This is a genomic window from Paraburkholderia gardini, assembly GCF_907164575.1.
GTDB lineage: Bacteria > Pseudomonadota > Gammaproteobacteria > Burkholderiales > Burkholderiaceae > Paraburkholderia > Paraburkholderia gardini.
Map to the genome: position 1 here is coordinate 109,213 of NZ_CAJQYY010000009.1, position 15,930 is coordinate 125,142.

The following is a 15,930-nucleotide window of genomic DNA, read 5'->3' on the forward strand; positions in this document are numbered from 1 at the left end:
GGTCAGCATTGCAGTATTCGTTTTAGGAGATTGTCATGTCTAGCATCGGACACGATGTAGCCGCTGGTCACGAGCACGACGGCCACGCCCATGAGTTGCCGCACGGCTGGCGTCGCTGGCTGCACGCCACCAACCACAAGGATATCGGTACGCTGTACCTGATCTTCTCGTTCGTCATGTTCCTGTCCGGGGGCGTGATGGCGCTGGCGATCCGTACCGAACTGTTCGAGCCGGGTCTGCAGATCATGCGTCCCGAGTTCTTCAACCAGCTGACCACCATGCACGGCCTGATCATGGTGTTCGGCGCGATCATGCCGGCATTCGTCGGCTTCGCGAACTGGATGGTGCCGCTGCAGATCGGCGCATCCGATATGGCCTTCGCGCGGATGAACAACTTCAGCTTCTGGCTCCTGCCGGTGGCTGCCGTGCTGCTGGTCAGTTCGTTCTTCGCACCGGGCGGCGCGACCGCCGCGGGCTGGACGCTGTATGCACCGCTGTCCACCCAGATGGGCCCGGGCATGGACTTCGCGATTTTCGCGCTCCATTTGATGGGCGCCTCGTCGATCATGGGCGGTATCAACATCGTCGTGACGATCCTGAACATGCGCGCCCCGGGCATGACGCTGATGAAAATGCCGATGTTCGCGTGGACGTGGCTCATCACCGCCTACCTGCTGATCGCCGTGATGCCGGTTCTGGCAGGCGCGATCACGATGGTGCTGTTCGACCGTCACTTCGGCACGTCGTTCTTCAGCGCGGCTGGCGGCGGCGACCCGGTGATGTACCAGCACATCTTCTGGTTCTTCGGTCACCCCGAGGTGTACATCATGATCCTGCCGGCGTTCGGGATCGTTTCGCAGGTGATCCCGGCGTTCTCGCGCAAGCCGCTGTTCGGCTATAGCTCGATGGTGTACGCGACGGCTTCGATCGCGATCCTGTCGTTCATGGTCTGGGCGCACCACATGTTCGCAACCGGCATGCCGGTGACGGGCCAGCTGTTCTTCATGTATGCGACGATGCTGATCGCCGTGCCGACGGGCGTGAAGGTGTTCAACTGGGTTGCCACGATGTGGCGCGGTTCGCTCTCCTTCGAAACGCCGATGCTGTTCGCGGTGGGCTTCCTGTTCGTGTTCACGTTCGGTGGCCTGACGGGCCTGATGCTCGCGATGGCGCCGCTCGACATCCAGTATCACGGTACGTATTTCGTGGTCGCCCACTTCCACTATGTGCTGGTGGCAGGTTCGCTGTTCGGTCTCTTCTCCGGCTGGTACTACTGGTCGCCGAAGTGGACCGGCTGGATGTACAACGAGACGCGCGGCAAGATCCACTTCTGGGCGTCGATGATCTTCTTCAACCTCGCGTTCCTGCCGATGCACTTCGTGGGTCTCGCCGGCATGCCGCGTCGTTACGCCGACTACCCGGCGCAGTTCACCGACTGGAACCAGGTCATCTCGATCGGCGCCTTCGGCTTCGGTCTGGCACAGGTCTATTTCCTGTTCGCGGTTGCACTGCCGACCTATCGCGGCGGTGGCGAACTCGAGAAAGCATCGGACAAGCCGTGGGACGGTGCAACGGGTCTCGAATGGACCGTGCCGAGCCCGGCTCCGTTCCATACGTTCGAAAACCCGCCGACCGTCGAATAAGATGCTTCGGTCAATGCATCCCGGTTCGGCCAGAAGCCGTTTGAACCGGGATGCGAGACGGGTGGTGGCAGCGTAGCCGCCCGTTCAGTAAAGTACCCAGAAATTGAGCATGATCCGGAATTCACAGCAAAGACGTACTCCCGAGCAGATTCGCGCGGGCAACAAGCGGCTGGGTTTGATTCTGCTCGTCGTGGTGATTGCGTTTTTTGCGGCCGCGGTGATCAAGCAGGTGTGGTTTAGCTGACCGCGCTGTCTGACCCTGCCCAGGCAGCGTGATTGAGGAAGTTCGATGTCGAAGCACCCGCCGGCCGAGGCCGACCGCTCTTTTAACCGTTCGATGCTGATCAAGCTGTTCGTCGTCGCGCTGATGATGTTCGGCTTCGGGTTCGCGCTGGTACCGATGTATCGCGCGATCTGTCAGGTTACGGGCATCAACAACCTCGTGCAGCGCGATGCAACGGAGCGCGAGGCGAAGAATACGCAGGTCGACATGGGCCGCACGATTTCGATCGAATTCGATGCGAACGCGCGTGGCCCGCTCGGTTTCAAGCCGGAACAGCACAGCATGGACGTGCATCCGGGTGAAGTAACAACAGTGATGTATCAGGTCAGCAACGAGCAGGCGCGCACGGTTCACGCGCAGGCGATTCCGAGCTACGCGCCGCGCGAGGCGACCGGGTACTTCAAGAAGATCGAATGTTTCTGTTTCACGCAGCAGACGCTGGCTGCAAACGAAACGAAGCGGTTGCCGGTGGTGTTCGTCGTCGATCCGAAACTGCCGAAGGATGTGAAGACGATCACGCTGTCGTACACGTTCTTCGAACTGAATACGCCGGCGCCGACAACGAAAGGCACCGCGAACGAGGCGGCTGGTACGGGCATCAAGGCGCCGAACCCCGCCTGACGGCGCGTGATGCAGGCAAGGGAAGGCGACGCGAATGAGCGACAACGGTGGGCGCAGAAGCAGTTTCATGCAGTCGATGAGGGCTGTGATGTGGTCGTTTCTGGGGGTGCGCAAACGGCGCGATCTCGAAGCGGACGCGACGCATCTCAATCCGCTGCATGTGATCGTCGCAGCGCTGATTTGCACGGCGATCTTCATTGGCGTGCTGATCTTCGTGGTGCGCCTCGTGGTCGGATAAAGCTGTCCCGGAGATAGCGGGTAGCGCGGGTCCAGGATGGCCCACAAATTAGCGTGAAACGGTGCGGTATCCACGCGCCGTCGAAGATAAAACCGGAACCAACCGGACCAAGCGGAACAACTGGACTGAAGTGGAGAATCAAGAATGAGCGGTCAAAACGAGAGCCCGTACTATTTCGTACCGCATCCGTCGCGGCACCCGATCAGCGCGGCGGTCGGGCTGCTGGTCATGCTCGGATCGCTTGCGTCGTGGATCAACGATGCGAGCTGGGGGCCCCTCGGCGTGGCCGTCGGCCTGCTGTGGCTGCTCTTCACGTTGTGGCACTGGTTCGGCGATGCAATCTCCGAATCGGAAAGCGGCATGTACGGCAAGCGTGTCGACGCGTCGTACCGCTGGAGCATGAGCTGGTTCATCTTCTCCGAAGTGATGTTCTTCGGCGCGTTCTTCGGTGCGCTGTTCTATGCACGCGAAATCGCACTGCATCAGCTCGGCAGCCTCGATTACAAGCTGATCTGGCCGGATTTCTCGGCGGTGTGGCCGAACAACGGTCCTGCTGCGCTCGTCTCGCATTTCAAGTCGATGCAGCCGTGGCCGGTGCCGACCATCAATACCGCGCTGCTGTTGTCGTCGGGCGCGACGCTGACCGTGTCGCACCATGCGCTGCGTGAGGATCATCGTCGCAAGGCAATCGTCTGGCTGGCCGCGACGCTCGTGCTTGGCGTCAGCTTCCTGTTCCTCCAGGCCTTCGAATACTTTCACGCGTACAACGAACTGAACCTGACGCTGGCTTCAGGCGTGTATGGCTCGACGTTCTTCCTGCTGACCGGTTTCCACGGTTTCCACGTGTTCCTCGGCGGCACGATGCTGGCAGTCGTCCTGGTGCGCATGATCCGCGGCCATTTCACGGCGGATCATCACTTCGCGTTCGAAGGCGCGGCCTGGTACTGGCACTTTGTGGACGTCGTGTGGCTCGGGCTGTACGTTGTCGTGTACTGGCTGTAAAGCTGTCGGACCTGCATCGGCGGTTATTTCGCGGATGCGGCCTGCTGCGTTTCGGATAATTCGAACGAAGCGCGGAAACTGGATGGCAGTAAGCAGTAACCACGCAGCGCCGCCCCCGACCCTGTCAGGGCGGCGTTTTGCTTCATGGATCGGGTGACGTGACGGACTTCACCGTGACCACGATTCAGTGCCCCAGGGTCCAGATGAGCGTCGCAGGACGTCACCGCGAGCAGGCAGGCGTCAGCGGGCGCCTGCCGAAACATCAGCGGCCGATCGGGATACCGGTCGACTGGATCCAGCCCATCCAGTGTGCGAACAGGATGAACAGGAAAAGCGAGATCGAGAGGCCGACGCGCGTAGCGAGCGACCAGACCATCCGCTTCGACTGGCCCCGGTCGTGCATCATGAAATACAGCGCCGAAGCCATGCTGGCGATGATGAGGACGAAGGCGATGGGAATGAGGATATGCATGGAACCAGTTGACGGTCGGGAACGCAAATGTAAGACGTTCATTATCTCACCGTGTATCGCAAGGCGTGTGCCCGCAGGTGGTGTGCGATGAAGTTTCGGCTTGTTCCCGTCGTGCTGATTCTGATCGTCGTCGCCGTGACGGTGCGGCTTGGTTTCTGGCAGCGCGACCGTGCGCATCAGAAGGAAGCGCTGCAGGCGCACATCATGCAGTTCGAGCATGCGCCGGCGCAAACTGTTACCGCCGCGCCCATCGCGCTGAAGGACATCGAATTCCATCACGTGCGCGCGCTCGGCAGCTTCGTGCCGGAGAAGGTCGTGTATCTGGACAATCGGCCGTATAACGACCAGCCAGGTTTTTACGTCGTGATGCCCTTTAAACTGCACGATGGTGGCTACGTGCTCGTCAATCGTGGCTGGTTGCCGCGCAACATGAACGATCGCGAGGAAATAAAGTCGTTCGTCACGCCGAAGGGCGAGATCGAAATCAAGGGCATCGCGCGTGCCGATGCGAGCAAGGCTTACGAGCTTGGGCAAGGAGGATCGGCCGCGCATCAGCAGATTCGCCAGAATCTCGATGTCCACGCCTACGCGGCTGAAACGGGTTTGCCGCTGCAACCGTTCGTGATCCAGCAGTTGAGCGACGACGGCGACATGCTGGTACGCGACTGGCCCGTGCCCACGACGGGCGTCGAGACGAACTACGGCTACATGTTCCAGTGGTGGGGCATGGCCGCCGCGGCGATCGGATTCGGGCTATACGCGGCCCGTCGCGCCGCGAAGAAAGAGCACGCGCCCAGCGCGTAAATGCATCGCGCGCGATGACGGGTCGTTACCGGCCGTCATCGCGCAATCATGGAAAGAGGTCCTGTAGTGTCGACGCAATCTCCCCGCTCTCCGCAATCCGGAAAAACCGCGCAGCGCGGCCAGCCGGCTTCCAACGGTGCATCGAACGGCGCGCCGCCCGCGCGCCAGGGCTCGTGGCAACGCGGCCGCTGGATGATGCTGCTGATCGCGGTCATCTGCGCGGCGCCCGTGATCGCTTCGTACATCACGTACTACGTGATCAAGCCAAAGGGCGGCACGACGAGTTACGGCACGCTTGTCGAACCGCAGCGTCCGATTCCCGACTCGCTCACCGTTATCGGCGAAGACGGCAAGCCGATGCCGCTCACGTCGCTGCGCGGTCGCTGGCTGCTGGTCTCGGTGGACGGCAGCGCGTGCGACAAGGCCTGCGTCACGAAGCTGTATTTCATGCGCCAGATCCGCGCGACGCAGGGCGGCGAACGCGGGCGCGTCGTCAACGTATGGCTGCGTACCGATCCGTCGACTGTTCCGGACGTCGTCAAACGCGCCTACGACGACACCGACATGCTGATCGTCGATCCGTTCGCCGTGGCCGCGTGGCTGCCGGTTGACAGCGGCACGAAGCTGACCGACCACATCTTCGTGGTCGATCCGAACGGCAATCTGATGATGCGGTTTCCGAAAGATCCGGACCCGGGCAAGATCAAGGGCGACGTGACGAAGCTGCTCAAATGGTCGAGCATCGGCTGATGTGACGGTGCCGCGCCCGCGCCGTGGCGCACCGTTTTTCGCGAGAAGGGTAGAGAGATGTTTGTTTTGCAACTCGGCCTGATTGGTCTGTGCATTGCGCTGTTGCCGCTGTCGTACGTCTGGGTCAAGGCCGACGACAACAAGTTTCGCAAGCTCGTCTGGATCACGACCTTCCTGACGCTAGACCTCGTGATGTTCGGCGGCTTCACACGTCTGACCGATTCCGGCCTCGGCTGTCCGGACTGGCCGGGCTGTTACGGCACGTCATCGCCGTTCATCGCGCATGCCGCGATCCACGCGGCGTATCAGGCGATGCCGGGCGGGCCGGTGAGCATGTCGAAGGCGTGGATCGAAATGATCCACCGCTACTTCGCGATGGCGATCGGCGTGCTGATCATCGCGCAGACGCTGATCGCGTGGACGGCGAAGCTGCGTCGCCGGCCGCTGCACGTGTCGCCGTGGTGGCCGACTTCGCTGTTGCTGCTGATCCTCGTGCAAGGCGCGTTTGGCGCGTGGACCGTGACGATGAAGCTGCAGCCCGCAATCGTGACGACGCACCTGCTGCTCGGTCTCGCGCTGCTCGGCACGCTCGGCTGGCTGGCGGCGCGCCAGACGCCGCTGCCCTCCTTTGAACCTGCAGCCGCCCGCTGGCGCGCGGCCGCGCTCGCCGCGCTGGTCCTGCTGATCGTGCAGATCGCGCTGGGCGGCTGGGTGAGCACGAACTACGCGGTTCTCGCGTGCACCGATTTCCCGACCTGCAACGGCCAGTGGATTCCGCCGATGAACTTCGCGCGCGGCTTTCACCTGTGGCGTGCGCTCGGCATGACCGGCGACGGCGACTTCATCACGCAGGACGCACTGGTCGCGATTCACTGGACGCATCGCACGTTCGCGTTCGTCGTAATCGCGTATCTCGTGTGGTTCGCGCTGAAAGTGCGCCGCTTCGAATCGTTGCGGCGGCCGGCGAACGGCGTGCTGCTGGTCGTCGTGATCCAGTTCATCACCGGTCTGTCGAACATCGTCCTGCAATGGCCGCTGCCCATTGCAGTCGCCCATAACGGCGGTGCCGCGATCCTGCTGCTGCTGCTCGTTATGCTAAACTTTCGAATCGCTTATAGCCGTCCCGGCCGCGCAGTGTTGCCCGCGCGCGATGCCGCGCCAGCGTGACCCCACATGGACAGCACAACTCTTCCCCATCATCCCGGTAGCCGGATCTCCCAGTACATCGCGCTGACGAAGCCGCGTGTCACGCAGCTCGCCGTGTTCTGCGCGGTCATCGGCATGTTCCTGTCGACGCCCGGCATGGTGCCGTGGAAGCCGCTGATCGGCGGCACGATCGGCATCTGGCTGCTGGCCGCCGGCGCATTTGCGATCAACTGCCTCGTCGAACAGAAAATCGACGCGAAGATGCGCCGCACCGCATGGCGCCCGTCCGCGCGCGGCGAGATCACCACGATGCAGATCCTCGTGTTTTCGGCCGTGCTCGGCAGCGTCGGCATGTGGACGCTCTACACGTTCGCCAACGCGTTGACGATGTGGCTCACGGTTGCCACGTTTGTCGGCTACGCGGTCATCTATACGCTGCTGCTCAAGCCCGCCACGCCGCAGAACATCGTGATCGGCGGTGCCTCGGGCGCGATGCCGCCCGCGCTCGGCTGGGCGGCCGTCACCGGTCACGTGCCGGGCGATGCGTGGATTCTCGTACTCATCATTTTCGTCTGGACGCCGCCGCATTTCTGGGCGCTCGCGCTTTACCGCCGCAAGGATTACGAAAACGCCGGTCTGCCGATGCTGCCCAATACGCACGGCGAGAAGTACACGCGTCTGCATATCCTGCTCTACACGGTGATTCTCTTCGCCGTCACGCTGATGCCGTTCGTTTCCGGCATGAGCGGTGTCCTGTATCTCGCGGCGGCCGTGGTGCTGGGCGCCGTGTTTCTCGGCTATGCGTGGAAAATCTATCGGGAATATTCCGACGCGCTCGCCCGCAAAACCTTCCGTTATTCGATCGTTTATCTGTCGCTGCTGTTCCTGGCGCTTCTGGTCGACCACTACGCTCGCGTTCTCGTTGGCGCATAACACCATGCTCACACTCAGGCTTGCGCGCGCGGCGCGCGTCGCCGTAGCTGCCTGCGCGCTTGGCGGCGCGCTCCTGATCGCCGGCTGCAACAAGGCGCCCGCGTTTCAGAATCTCGATATCACCGGCAATACGCAGTTCGGCGCCGATTTTTCGTTGCCCGACACGAGCGGCAAGATGCGCACGATGGCCGACTTCAAGGGCAAGGTGGTGGTGCTGTTCTTCGGCTACACGCATTGCCCGGATGTCTGCCCGACGACGATGGCCGAACTGTCGCAGGCGCTGCAGCAACTCGGGCCAAAGGATGCGCAGCGCGTGCAGGTGCTGTTCGTGACGGTCGATCCTGAGCGTGATACGCCCGAACTGCTGGCGCAATACGTGCCGGCGTTCAATCCGGCGTTTATCGGCCTGCGGCCTGCCAACGATGCACAGCTTGTCAAGGTGGCGAAGGACTTCCGGGTCTACTACGCGAAGGTGCCGGGCAAGACGCCCGACAGCTACACGATGGATCACACCGCCGCGAGTTATGTGTTCGATCCGGACGGCAAGCTGAGACTCTTCGCCCGCGACGGGCAGGGCGCCGCGCCCTGGGTGCACGACATCAAGCTGCTGCTCGACTGACTGCTGTTCGACGACTGTCCGGGGCGCGAGAGCGCAACGCAGCGCGAAATAACGAAACAACGAACGAAATAACAACGAACGGCCGGTGAATCTCACCGGCCGTTTTCTGCTGGCGCCCGCGTTTTACGACAGCGCGGGCAGATTCAGCCCCGGCGCGAGCCGCGTGGCCTTGAATTCCTCGACGGTGTAGGTGGCCAGTTGTTGCTGCGCGAACGGATCGGTGGCGAGGATGGCGTCCAGCCGTTCCCGATCGATTCGCACTGCAAGGATGATCCCGCCCGTACGCGGCAGCTTCGGCCCGGCAGCGATAAACACGCCTGCATCAAATTGTTGCCCGAGGAATGCACGGTGCGCTTCGAGCGCGTCGTCGATGCGATCGAGCGATGCGGTGTAGGTGATGTTGACGACGTACATGACAGCTCCTGAAAAATGGGCCGGCGCAGCCCGCCGGTGCTTCGCCATTATCGTTCAGCGCGAAAACCAGTGCCGCTGGATTCGGGCGCCTGCGGCGGCCGCGCTGGCGGCATCCCTGTTTTTCTCAAGTCGGTGAAACTTTCAGCCGTTATACAACTTGCAATCGTTTGCGCTCAAAAGGCGCGGGCGAGCGCAAACCGAAAGAAACCACACGAAAGAGACCAACACAATGAGCAGGATGAGTCTGAACCGCAAGCTGTGGCTGTCACTTGCGCTCGTATGGCTGGGGTTGCTGGGCGTCGGGCTATGGAGCGCGGTCGAGACGCGCGGCACCATGCTTGCCGAGCGCAAGGCCGGCATGGTGAATCTCGTCGAGGCGGCGCAGGGCGTCGTCAACGGTTATTACACGCTCGTTCAAAGCGGCAAGCTGGGCGAAGCCGATGCGCAGCGTGAAGCGCTCGCGCGTCTCGCGACCATGCGCTACGGCGAATCCGGATACCTCTTCGTGATGGATTCGAAGCCGGTCGTGCTGATGCATCCGACGTTGCCGCAAATGGACGGCAAATCCGTCGGCGACTTCAAGGATCCGGACGGCAAGCTGCTCTACGTATCGATCGTCGATGCGGCGAAGGCAAGCGGCCGCGGTTTCGCCGAATATCGTGGCCGCCTGCCGCACAGCGAAACGGCCGTACCCAAGATCAGCTACGTAGTGCATTTCGCGCCGTGGGACTGGAACATCACGAGCGGTGTTTTCATCCGCGACATCGACACGACGTACTACCGGACGCTGCTCGGCCACCTGATCGTGGTGCTCCTGATCGGCGCGGCGATTTCGGTGGCGATGGTGCTGATCATCCGCAACGTGCGCGGCAGCCTGGGCGGCGAGCCTGAGCACGCGGCGCGTCTTGCTGCGAGCATCGCGCAAGGCGATCTGACGCAGACCGTCGCGCTGCGCCCGAACGACAGCACCAGCATGATGGCCGCGATGAACCAGATGCAGGCGCGCCTGCAACGGACGATCGGCGAGATCCGTCGTTCGGCGGAATCGATCGCGTCGGCGACGCAGCAGATCGCGACCGGCAACAGCGACCTGTCGCAACGCACGGAGCAACAGGCCGCATCGCTGCAGGAAACGGCCGCAAGCATGGAACAGCTGACGGCGACAGTGAAGCAGAATGCCGACAACGCGCGCCAGGCGAGCGGACTCGCGCACAACGCGTCGGATATCGCGACGCGCGGCAACGATGTCGTGAGCCGCGTGATCGGCACGATGAGCGAGATCAACGAAAGCTCGCACAAGATTTCTGACATCATCGGCGTGATCGAGGGCATCGCCTTCCAGACCAACATTCTCGCGTTGAACGCGGCGGTGGAAGCCGCGCGTGCCGGTGAGCAGGGACGCGGCTTCGCGGTGGTGGCGGGCGAAGTGCGGAGCCTCGCGCAACGTTCGGCGACCGCGGCAAAGGAAATCAAGCAACTGATCGGCGACTCCGTGGAACGCGTGCACAAGGGCTCGGAGCTCGTCGGCCAGGCCGGCGCGACGATGGGCGAAATCCTGCAGGCGGTGCGTCGCGTGACCGACATCATGGGCGAGATCGCGGCGGCATCCGAGGAACAGAGCAGCGGCATTTCGCAGGTCGGCCGCGCCGTCACGCAGATGGACGAAGTCACGCAGCAAAACGCGGCGCTCGTCGAAGAAGCGGCCGCCGGTGCCGCCTCCCTGCAGGATCAGGCAGCGCGTCTGCACGACACCGTGAGTGCGTTCCGTGTCGAAGAACAGGCGGGCCGCGTCGAGCCGTCCGTGCGCACTGCTGCGCGCGCACTGCAATCGCCGACGACCCGCGCGACCGCATCTGCATCTGCATCCGCACGCGCACGCGCAACCGCAACTACACGCGCGGCGGCAAAACCCGCGCCGAAGCCCGCCGCTCGCGATGATGCCGGCGGCGCCATGGCAGGTCGCGACACCGCGAACACCGCGAAATCGCCGGTGGATGCGATTGCTGCCAGCGCCGCCGCGCCTGGTGACGACTGGACGACGTTCTGATTCACGCTTCACCCAGGCGGGCCGCCGGCGAACTGGCGGCCCGCTGTCCGATACGCCTCGCTTTTCCCTTCATCTGCTTCGTCCTCCTCGCCTCGCCTGCATATCCATATGCCATCGCGGTATTTCCCTTCGCATGGGGCGTATGAGACCATTTACGGTCCCGCGGACTGCGAAAACAAAAGACAGTCCCGGCGCGTCTCTCGCGAACTATCGAAACTGAATCAACGCAACACAATCGGGAAATCCATGCAGCGTAGAACACTCCTCAAAACCCTCTCCGCCGTCCTCGCGACGGCCGCATTCGCGACCAGCTTCATCGCGCACGCCGACGACAAGATCATCAAGGTCGGCACGATCAGCGGTCCCGACGCGCAGATCTGGGCGGTCGTCCAGAAAGTCGCGAAGCGCGAGGGCCTGAACGTGAAGGTCATCGAATTCAACGACTACGTGCAGCCGAACGCCGCGCTCGACGCAGGCGACCTCGACGCCAACAGCTTCCAGCATCAGCCCTACCTCGACAGCCAGGTCAAGCAGCGCGGCTACAAGATCGTGAATGCCGGTCTCACGTACATCTCGCCGCTTGGTATCTATTCGAAGAAGCTGAAGTCGGTGAAGGATCTCGCGCAAGGCGCGAAAGTCGCCGTGCCGAACGATCCGTCGAATGAAAACCGGGCGCTGCTGTTGCTGCAATCGCAGGGCGTGATCAAGCTGAAGGCCGGCGCGGGCACGAACGGCAACAATGCGACGCCGCTCGACGTCGCCGAAAACCCGAAGAAGGTGAAGCTGATCGAACTGGACGCCGCGCAATTGCCGCGTTCGCTGTCGGACGTCGATGCCGCCGCGATCAACACGAACTTCGCGCTCGCCGCCGGGCTGCAACCGGCCAAAGATGCGATCGCGCTCGAAGACATCCATAGCCCGTACGCGAACCTGATCGCCGTGCGCACGCAGGACAAGGACAAGCCGTGGGTGAAGAAACTGGTCGCGGCGTATCAGTCGGAAGACGTGCGTCAGTTCATCAAGACGGAATTCAAGGGCTCGGTCGTGCCGTCATTCTGATTCGCTGGATCGTGGGCAATCCGCGATCCAGAATCAACGAGCGGCAAGCAGAAGCGCCATGGGCAACCCTGGCGCTTTTTTGTTGTCCGCGTGGACGAACGAAAAGGCAGGCCAGTCGCGAGTCCCTGCAATCGCCGGTCAGTTCCCGCCGTGCCGGATCTCGCTGCCGAGCAACCGCTCGATCAACTGCATCGCCGCGACGAGCTGCTCCTGCTCCGCCGGATCTAGCCGTGTCAACTGCGCGCATACCTCGTCGTTGGCGGCTTCGTCGAGCGGTTCATATGCTGCGCGGCCTGCGTCGGTGAGCGCGAGCAGCGACTGGCGCGCGTCGACTTCGGAAGGGCGACGTGAAATCAGGTTGCGACGCTCAAAGCTTGTGAGCAGGCGGCTCAGGTAGCCGCTATCGAGGCCCAGATTGCGGATGAGCGCCGCCGCGGTATCCGCGCGACCACGCTGCAACTCATGCAGCACGCGCACTTCGGTCAACGAGAACGGACTTCTCTGCAGGCGCTCGTGCAGCGCGCCGATGCGCTGCGTATAGAAGCGGTTGAAATGGCGCACCACCTGAGCGCGCTGCAGTATCGCGGGATCGGTCAACGTAGGCTCTCCGATGTTCTTTTCGACGATCAGGCCGTCACTCTATATGTGATTCCATCCCTTTTACAAATTCGGGTCAAAAGCGGATGAGGTCGATACGCGGTTGCTGGTATTAAAGAGGTATGTACTTTGTGCAGACTGGGCTCTTATGGGGCAGACCAGTGGCCTCTTTTTTGGTGTTAAAACAGGCTTGTACGGGTAAATCCTGATCTCCGCAGTGTTGATAAAGCACCCTTGAATATCTTAATAAATTGTTTTATATCAATATGTTATGTGAATTTCTTGAGTCTGGATCGACGTGGTTTGACTGGTATTATGTTGGTTATATAATGGGCTCCACGTTCAAGAAGCCGTGCTCTCGTTCCCCGATCGCCGGAGCCCCATGGAAACTCGCTGGTCCGCCCTGATGCCTGACGCGCGTAACGTCACGCCGCTCTACCTGCAGCTCGCGCGCAATCTCGCGACGGCGATCCATTGCGGCGTCTGGTCGGCCGGCGAGGCGCTGCCGTCCGAGCGCACGTTGTCCGACGCCATCGGCGTTTCGCGCATTACCGCGCGCAAGGCAATCGAACTGCTCGTCGAGCAGGGTCTGATTCGCCGCGCGCGGGGCGCCGGCAGCTTCATCACGCCGCGCGTCGAAGATCCGCTCTCCCGTCTCACCGGTTTCACGAAGAAGATGGAGCAGCGCGGCTTCCATCCCGATTCCGTGTGGCTCGAACGCGAAATCCGTTCGGCGAATCGCGAGGAAGTCGTGCATCTCGGCCTGTCGCCGGGCGCACCGGTCGCGAGTCTGCGGCGTCTGCGCCGCGCCGACGGCATCGTGATGGCGGTCGAACACTCGGCGCTGCCTGCTTCGATCGTGCCGGACCCGCAGGCCATCGGCCTGTCGCTTTACAGCTATCTGGAGCAACGCGGTATGGCCGTGGTACGCGCGTTGCAGCACTTCCGGGCCGTCAACGCAACGAGCGAGATTGCCGGCCTGATGGATATCGAGCCGCGCACCGCACTGCTCGTGATCACCCGCGTCGGCTACAGCGCCGACCAGCGCGCGATCGAACTCACCGACACCTATTGCCGCGACGACTACTACGACTTCGTCGCTGAACTGCGGCAGTAGCGCGGAACAGAACCAGGCGGAAGCAGTCATGAAAATGCACGATGCATCATCAGAGAGACACATGCTGACCGGAAACATACTCACCACCGATGGCTGGATCAACGGCACGATCGAATTCGAGAACGGCCGCATCACATCGCTGAAAGGCGAGCGCGCCGATCCTTCGCAGAACGGCGATCCGTACATCCTGCCGGGCTTCATCGACCTGCACGTGCATGGCGGCGGCGGCTCCGACGTGATGGAATCCGGCAACGCGATCGAGACGATCACCCGCACGCACGCACGTTTCGGTACGACGAGCCTGCTCGCCACCACGATGACCGCACCGCGTGCCGAACTGATGAACGTCGTCGCGAATCTCGGCGACGTGGTGCGCGTGCGTACGCCGGGCGGCGCACGGGTGCTCGGCGTGCATCTGGAAGGCCCGTACATCAACCCCGGCAAGCTTGGCGCGCAACCGGACGCGGCGGTTTCCGCCGTGCTCGACGAGGTGCTGAAGTATCTGTCGATCGCGCCGATCCGCGTCGTCACGCTGGCGCCGGAAATTTCCGGCCACATGGACATCATTAGCGAGATGGCGGCGCGCGGCGTGCGTGTGCAGCTCGGCCATTCGCTCGGTACGTACGACGACGCGGTCGCCGCGATGAAGCACGGCGCGTGCGGTTTCACGCATCTGTTCAACGCGATGTCGCCGCTGCATCACCGCAATCCTGGCCTTGTCGGCGCCGCGCTCGCGCATGCCGAATTCGCCGAAATCATTCCTGACCTGCTGCACGTGCATCCGGGCGCGATCCGCGCCGCGATGCGCGCGATTCCGCGCCTGTATGTGGTGACCGACAGCACGTCGGCAACCGGCATGCCGGACGGCGAATATCGCCTTGGCAGCCAGCACGTCACGAAGTGCCTCGGCGGCGTGCGTCTCGCCGACGGCACGCTCGCCGGCAGCACCCTGACGATGGATCAGGCGCTGCGCAACCTTGTCTCGCTCGGCCTGCCGATGGCCGATGTTTCAAACCGTCTGTCGCGCTACGCCGCCGACTACCTGGGCATCGAGGATCGCGGCCGTATCGCGCGCGGTGCATGGGCCGATGTGGTCGTGTTCGATCGTGAACTGGCGTTGACCGCGACATACGTCGAAGGAGAATCGATTGTCGAATATGCTTGATGAAGCGTTGGCGTCCGCCGACGTAGTCGCCGCACAGCTTGCGGATACGTCGCGGGTCGAAGCCCTCGCGCACAAACTCGCGGAATTGCCGCGGCACGTCGCGCTGACGGTCGCGCGCGGCAGTTCGGACCACGCAGCGAGTTACTTCGCAAGCCTCACGATGAGCCGTCTCGGCGTGCCGGTCGCATCGTTGCCGATGTCGGTCGCGACGCTGCAGCAGGCGCCGCTCAAGGTGCGCGATCAGGTCGCGCTCGCATTTTCCCAGTCGGGCAAGAGCCCGGACCTCGTCGGTACGATGGTCGCATTGCGCGACGCCGGCGCGCTGACAATTGCCGCGGTGAACGCGCCGTCGTCGCCGCTCGCGGATGCCTGCGAGTTTCATCTGCCGCTGCTGGCGGGCCCGGAACTGAGCGTCGCCGCGACCAAGAGCTACATCGCGATGCTGGCGTTATCGGCGCAGCTCGTCGCGCGCTGGCAGCGCGACGAAGCCCTGCTGGCTGCGTTGAACACGCTGCCGGACGCGTTGCGCCAGGCCGGTGCGCTCGACTGGAGCAAGGCCGTCGAGGCGCTGCGTGGCGTCGAACGCATGATCGTGATCGGCCGGGGGCTCGGCCTCGCGATCGCGCAGGAAGCGGCGCTGAAGCTGAAGGAAACGTCGGGTATTCAGGCGGAAGCGTTTTCGAGCGCGGAAGTGCGTCATGGTCCGATGGAACTGATCGGCCGCGACTATCCGCTGCTGGTTTTCGCACCGCGCGGTCCCGAACAGGCAGGCCTGATCCAGCTTGCGCGCGACATGCGGGCGCGCGGCGCACATGTGCTGCTCGCCGCACCGGCCGACGTGCCGGAAGCGACGTTGCCGCTCGTCTCCACCGATCATCCGGCGCTCGATCCCGTCGCCGCGATTCTTTCCTTTTATGTGATGGCCGACGGTCTCGCCGCCGCTCGCGGACGCAATCCCGATGCACCGCGCCATCTGAATAAAGTCACCGAAACTCACTGATCGAGATATCAGATGCGACG

The 15,930-nt window shown here is 62.8% G+C and carries 17 protein-coding genes and 1 pseudogene; 15 read left to right on the forward strand and 3 right to left on the reverse strand.

Annotated elements, in window-relative coordinates:
- The first annotated feature begins 35 nt into the window (after positions 1–35).
- The 5 genes from ctaD (at position 36) to LPA34_RS09580 (ending at position 3,787) form a co-directional block, all read left to right on the forward strand.
- Positions 36–1,643, forward strand: a complete 1,608-nt coding sequence (gene ctaD, locus LPA34_RS09560; RefSeq protein ID WP_228977368.1) for a cytochrome c oxidase subunit I — start codon at positions 36–38, stop codon at positions 1,641–1,643.
- A 109-nt stretch (positions 1,644–1,752) separates the two neighbouring features.
- A complete protein-coding gene (locus tag LPA34_RS09565) occupies positions 1,753–1,887 on the forward strand; it encodes a cytochrome oxidase small assembly protein (protein WP_228977370.1) in 135 nt (44 codons plus the stop codon).
- 45 nt (positions 1,888–1,932) lie between these two features.
- Positions 1,933–2,547: a cytochrome c oxidase assembly protein gene (locus tag LPA34_RS09570; protein ID WP_228977372.1), complete on the forward strand. Its 615-nt coding sequence runs from the start codon at positions 1,933–1,935 to the stop codon at positions 2,545–2,547.
- Positions 2,548–2,581: 34 nt separating this feature from the next.
- Positions 2,582–2,785, forward strand: coding sequence for a DUF2970 domain-containing protein (locus tag LPA34_RS09575; RefSeq protein ID WP_228977374.1), 204 nt, complete (start codon positions 2,582–2,584; stop codon positions 2,783–2,785).
- 144 nt (positions 2,786–2,929) lie between these two features.
- Entirely contained in the window at positions 2,930–3,787 is an 858-nt protein-coding gene (locus LPA34_RS09580) for a cytochrome c oxidase subunit 3 (protein ID WP_228977377.1), read from the forward strand.
- A 262-nt stretch (positions 3,788–4,049) separates the two neighbouring features.
- Here LPA34_RS09580 and LPA34_RS09585 read toward each other — a convergent pair whose 3' ends face one another.
- Complete coding sequence (locus LPA34_RS09585) at positions 4,050–4,259, reverse strand: twin transmembrane helix small protein (RefSeq protein WP_228977379.1); 210 nt, start codon at positions 4,257–4,259, stop codon at positions 4,050–4,052.
- Between the two features lie 87 nt (positions 4,260–4,346).
- Here LPA34_RS09585 and LPA34_RS09590 point away from each other — a divergent pair, with 87 nt between their 5' ends.
- From LPA34_RS09590 to LPA34_RS09610, 5 genes are read left to right on the forward strand one after another with little or no spacing between them, the layout of a single operon-like run.
- A complete protein-coding gene (locus LPA34_RS09590) occupies positions 4,347–5,063 on the forward strand; it encodes an SURF1 family protein (protein WP_228977381.1) in 717 nt (238 codons plus the stop codon).
- A 48-nt stretch (positions 5,064–5,111) separates the two neighbouring features.
- The gene (locus LPA34_RS09595) at positions 5,112–5,813 is read left to right on the forward strand and encodes an SCO family protein (RefSeq protein ID WP_411178892.1); all 702 of its coding nucleotides are present in this window, start codon (positions 5,112–5,114) and stop codon (positions 5,811–5,813) included.
- A gap of 57 nt (positions 5,814–5,870) precedes the next feature.
- On the forward strand, positions 5,871–6,980 hold the full coding sequence (locus LPA34_RS09600; RefSeq protein ID WP_228977383.1) for a COX15/CtaA family protein: 1,110 nt from the start codon (positions 5,871–5,873) through the stop codon (positions 6,978–6,980).
- A 6-nt stretch (positions 6,981–6,986) separates the two neighbouring features.
- Positions 6,987–7,892 carry a heme o synthase gene (gene cyoE, locus LPA34_RS09605; RefSeq protein WP_228977385.1) on the forward strand — a complete coding sequence of 302 codons (906 nt, stop codon included), beginning with the start codon at positions 6,987–6,989 and terminating at the stop codon, positions 7,890–7,892.
- Between the two features lie 4 nt (positions 7,893–7,896).
- Positions 7,897–8,511, forward strand: a complete 615-nt coding sequence (locus tag LPA34_RS09610) for an SCO family protein (protein WP_228977387.1) — start codon at positions 7,897–7,899, stop codon at positions 8,509–8,511.
- A 123-nt stretch (positions 8,512–8,634) separates the two neighbouring features.
- Here LPA34_RS09610 and LPA34_RS09615 read toward each other — a convergent pair whose 3' ends face one another.
- Positions 8,635–8,925 carry a YciI family protein gene (locus LPA34_RS09615; protein ID WP_228977389.1) on the reverse strand — a complete coding sequence of 97 codons (291 nt, stop codon included), beginning with the start codon at positions 8,923–8,925 and terminating at the stop codon, positions 8,635–8,637.
- A gap of 229 nt (positions 8,926–9,154) precedes the next feature.
- Between LPA34_RS09615 and LPA34_RS09620 the strand changes: the two genes are divergently transcribed.
- On the forward strand, positions 9,155–10,972 hold the full coding sequence (locus LPA34_RS09620; RefSeq protein WP_228977392.1) for a methyl-accepting chemotaxis protein: 1,818 nt from the start codon (positions 9,155–9,157) through the stop codon (positions 10,970–10,972).
- 246 nt (positions 10,973–11,218) lie between these two features.
- The gene (locus LPA34_RS09625; protein ID WP_228977394.1) at positions 11,219–12,031 is read left to right on the forward strand and encodes a MetQ/NlpA family ABC transporter substrate-binding protein; all 813 of its coding nucleotides are present in this window, start codon (positions 11,219–11,221) and stop codon (positions 12,029–12,031) included.
- A gap of 150 nt (positions 12,032–12,181) precedes the next feature.
- Here the strand turns inward: LPA34_RS09625 and LPA34_RS09630 are convergent.
- A pseudogene (locus LPA34_RS09630) lies at positions 12,182–12,628 on the reverse strand (MarR family winged helix-turn-helix transcriptional regulator); the annotation flags it as partial.
- A 382-nt stretch (positions 12,629–13,010) separates the two neighbouring features.
- Between LPA34_RS09630 and LPA34_RS09635 the strand changes: the two are divergent.
- The 3 genes from LPA34_RS09635 to LPA34_RS09645 all read left to right on the forward strand — a co-directional run bounded on the left by LPA34_RS09635 (position 13,011) and on the right by LPA34_RS09645 (position 15,910).
- Positions 13,011–13,745 carry a GntR family transcriptional regulator gene (locus LPA34_RS09635; protein WP_228977396.1) on the forward strand — a complete coding sequence of 245 codons (735 nt, stop codon included), beginning with the start codon at positions 13,011–13,013 and terminating at the stop codon, positions 13,743–13,745.
- A 61-nt stretch (positions 13,746–13,806) separates the two neighbouring features.
- Positions 13,807–14,910, forward strand: coding sequence for an N-acetylglucosamine-6-phosphate deacetylase (gene nagA / locus LPA34_RS09640; RefSeq protein WP_228977398.1), 1,104 nt, complete (start codon positions 13,807–13,809; stop codon positions 14,908–14,910).
- Positions 14,894–15,910, forward strand: a complete 1,017-nt coding sequence (locus LPA34_RS09645; protein WP_228977399.1) for an SIS domain-containing protein — start codon at positions 14,894–14,896, stop codon at positions 15,908–15,910. Before nagA ends, LPA34_RS09645 begins: the two co-directional genes overlap by 17 nt.
- Positions 15,911–15,930 lie beyond the last annotated feature (20 nt).

Coding starts and splice junctions, on each gene's coding strand:
- ctaD (WP_228977368.1), top strand. CDS start 36: ATGTCTAGCATCGGACACGATGTAGCCGCTGGTCACGAGCACGACGGC.
- LPA34_RS09565 (WP_228977370.1), top strand. CDS start 1,753: ATGATCCGGAATTCACAGCAAAGACGTACTCCCGAGCAGATTCGCGCG.
- LPA34_RS09570 (WP_228977372.1), top strand. CDS start 1,933: ATGTCGAAGCACCCGCCGGCCGAGGCCGACCGCTCTTTTAACCGTTCG.
- LPA34_RS09575 (WP_228977374.1), top strand. CDS start 2,582: ATGAGCGACAACGGTGGGCGCAGAAGCAGTTTCATGCAGTCGATGAGG.
- LPA34_RS09580 (WP_228977377.1), top strand. CDS start 2,930: ATGAGCGGTCAAAACGAGAGCCCGTACTATTTCGTACCGCATCCGTCG.
- LPA34_RS09585 (WP_228977379.1), bottom strand. CDS start 4,259: ATGCATATCCTCATTCCCATCGCCTTCGTCCTCATCATCGCCAGCATG.
- LPA34_RS09590 (WP_228977381.1), top strand. CDS start 4,347: ATGAAGTTTCGGCTTGTTCCCGTCGTGCTGATTCTGATCGTCGTCGCC.
- LPA34_RS09595 (WP_411178892.1), top strand. CDS start 5,112: ATGGAAAGAGGTCCTGTAGTGTCGACGCAATCTCCCCGCTCTCCGCAA.
- LPA34_RS09600 (WP_228977383.1), top strand. CDS start 5,871: ATGTTTGTTTTGCAACTCGGCCTGATTGGTCTGTGCATTGCGCTGTTG.
- cyoE (WP_228977385.1), top strand. CDS start 6,987: ATGGACAGCACAACTCTTCCCCATCATCCCGGTAGCCGGATCTCCCAG.
- LPA34_RS09610 (WP_228977387.1), top strand. CDS start 7,897: ATGCTCACACTCAGGCTTGCGCGCGCGGCGCGCGTCGCCGTAGCTGCC.
- LPA34_RS09615 (WP_228977389.1), bottom strand. CDS start 8,925: ATGTACGTCGTCAACATCACCTACACCGCATCGCTCGATCGCATCGAC.
- LPA34_RS09620 (WP_228977392.1), top strand. CDS start 9,155: ATGAGCAGGATGAGTCTGAACCGCAAGCTGTGGCTGTCACTTGCGCTC.
- LPA34_RS09625 (WP_228977394.1), top strand. CDS start 11,219: ATGCAGCGTAGAACACTCCTCAAAACCCTCTCCGCCGTCCTCGCGACG.
- LPA34_RS09635 (WP_228977396.1), top strand. CDS start 13,011: ATGGAAACTCGCTGGTCCGCCCTGATGCCTGACGCGCGTAACGTCACG.
- nagA (WP_228977398.1), top strand. CDS start 13,807: ATGCTGACCGGAAACATACTCACCACCGATGGCTGGATCAACGGCACG.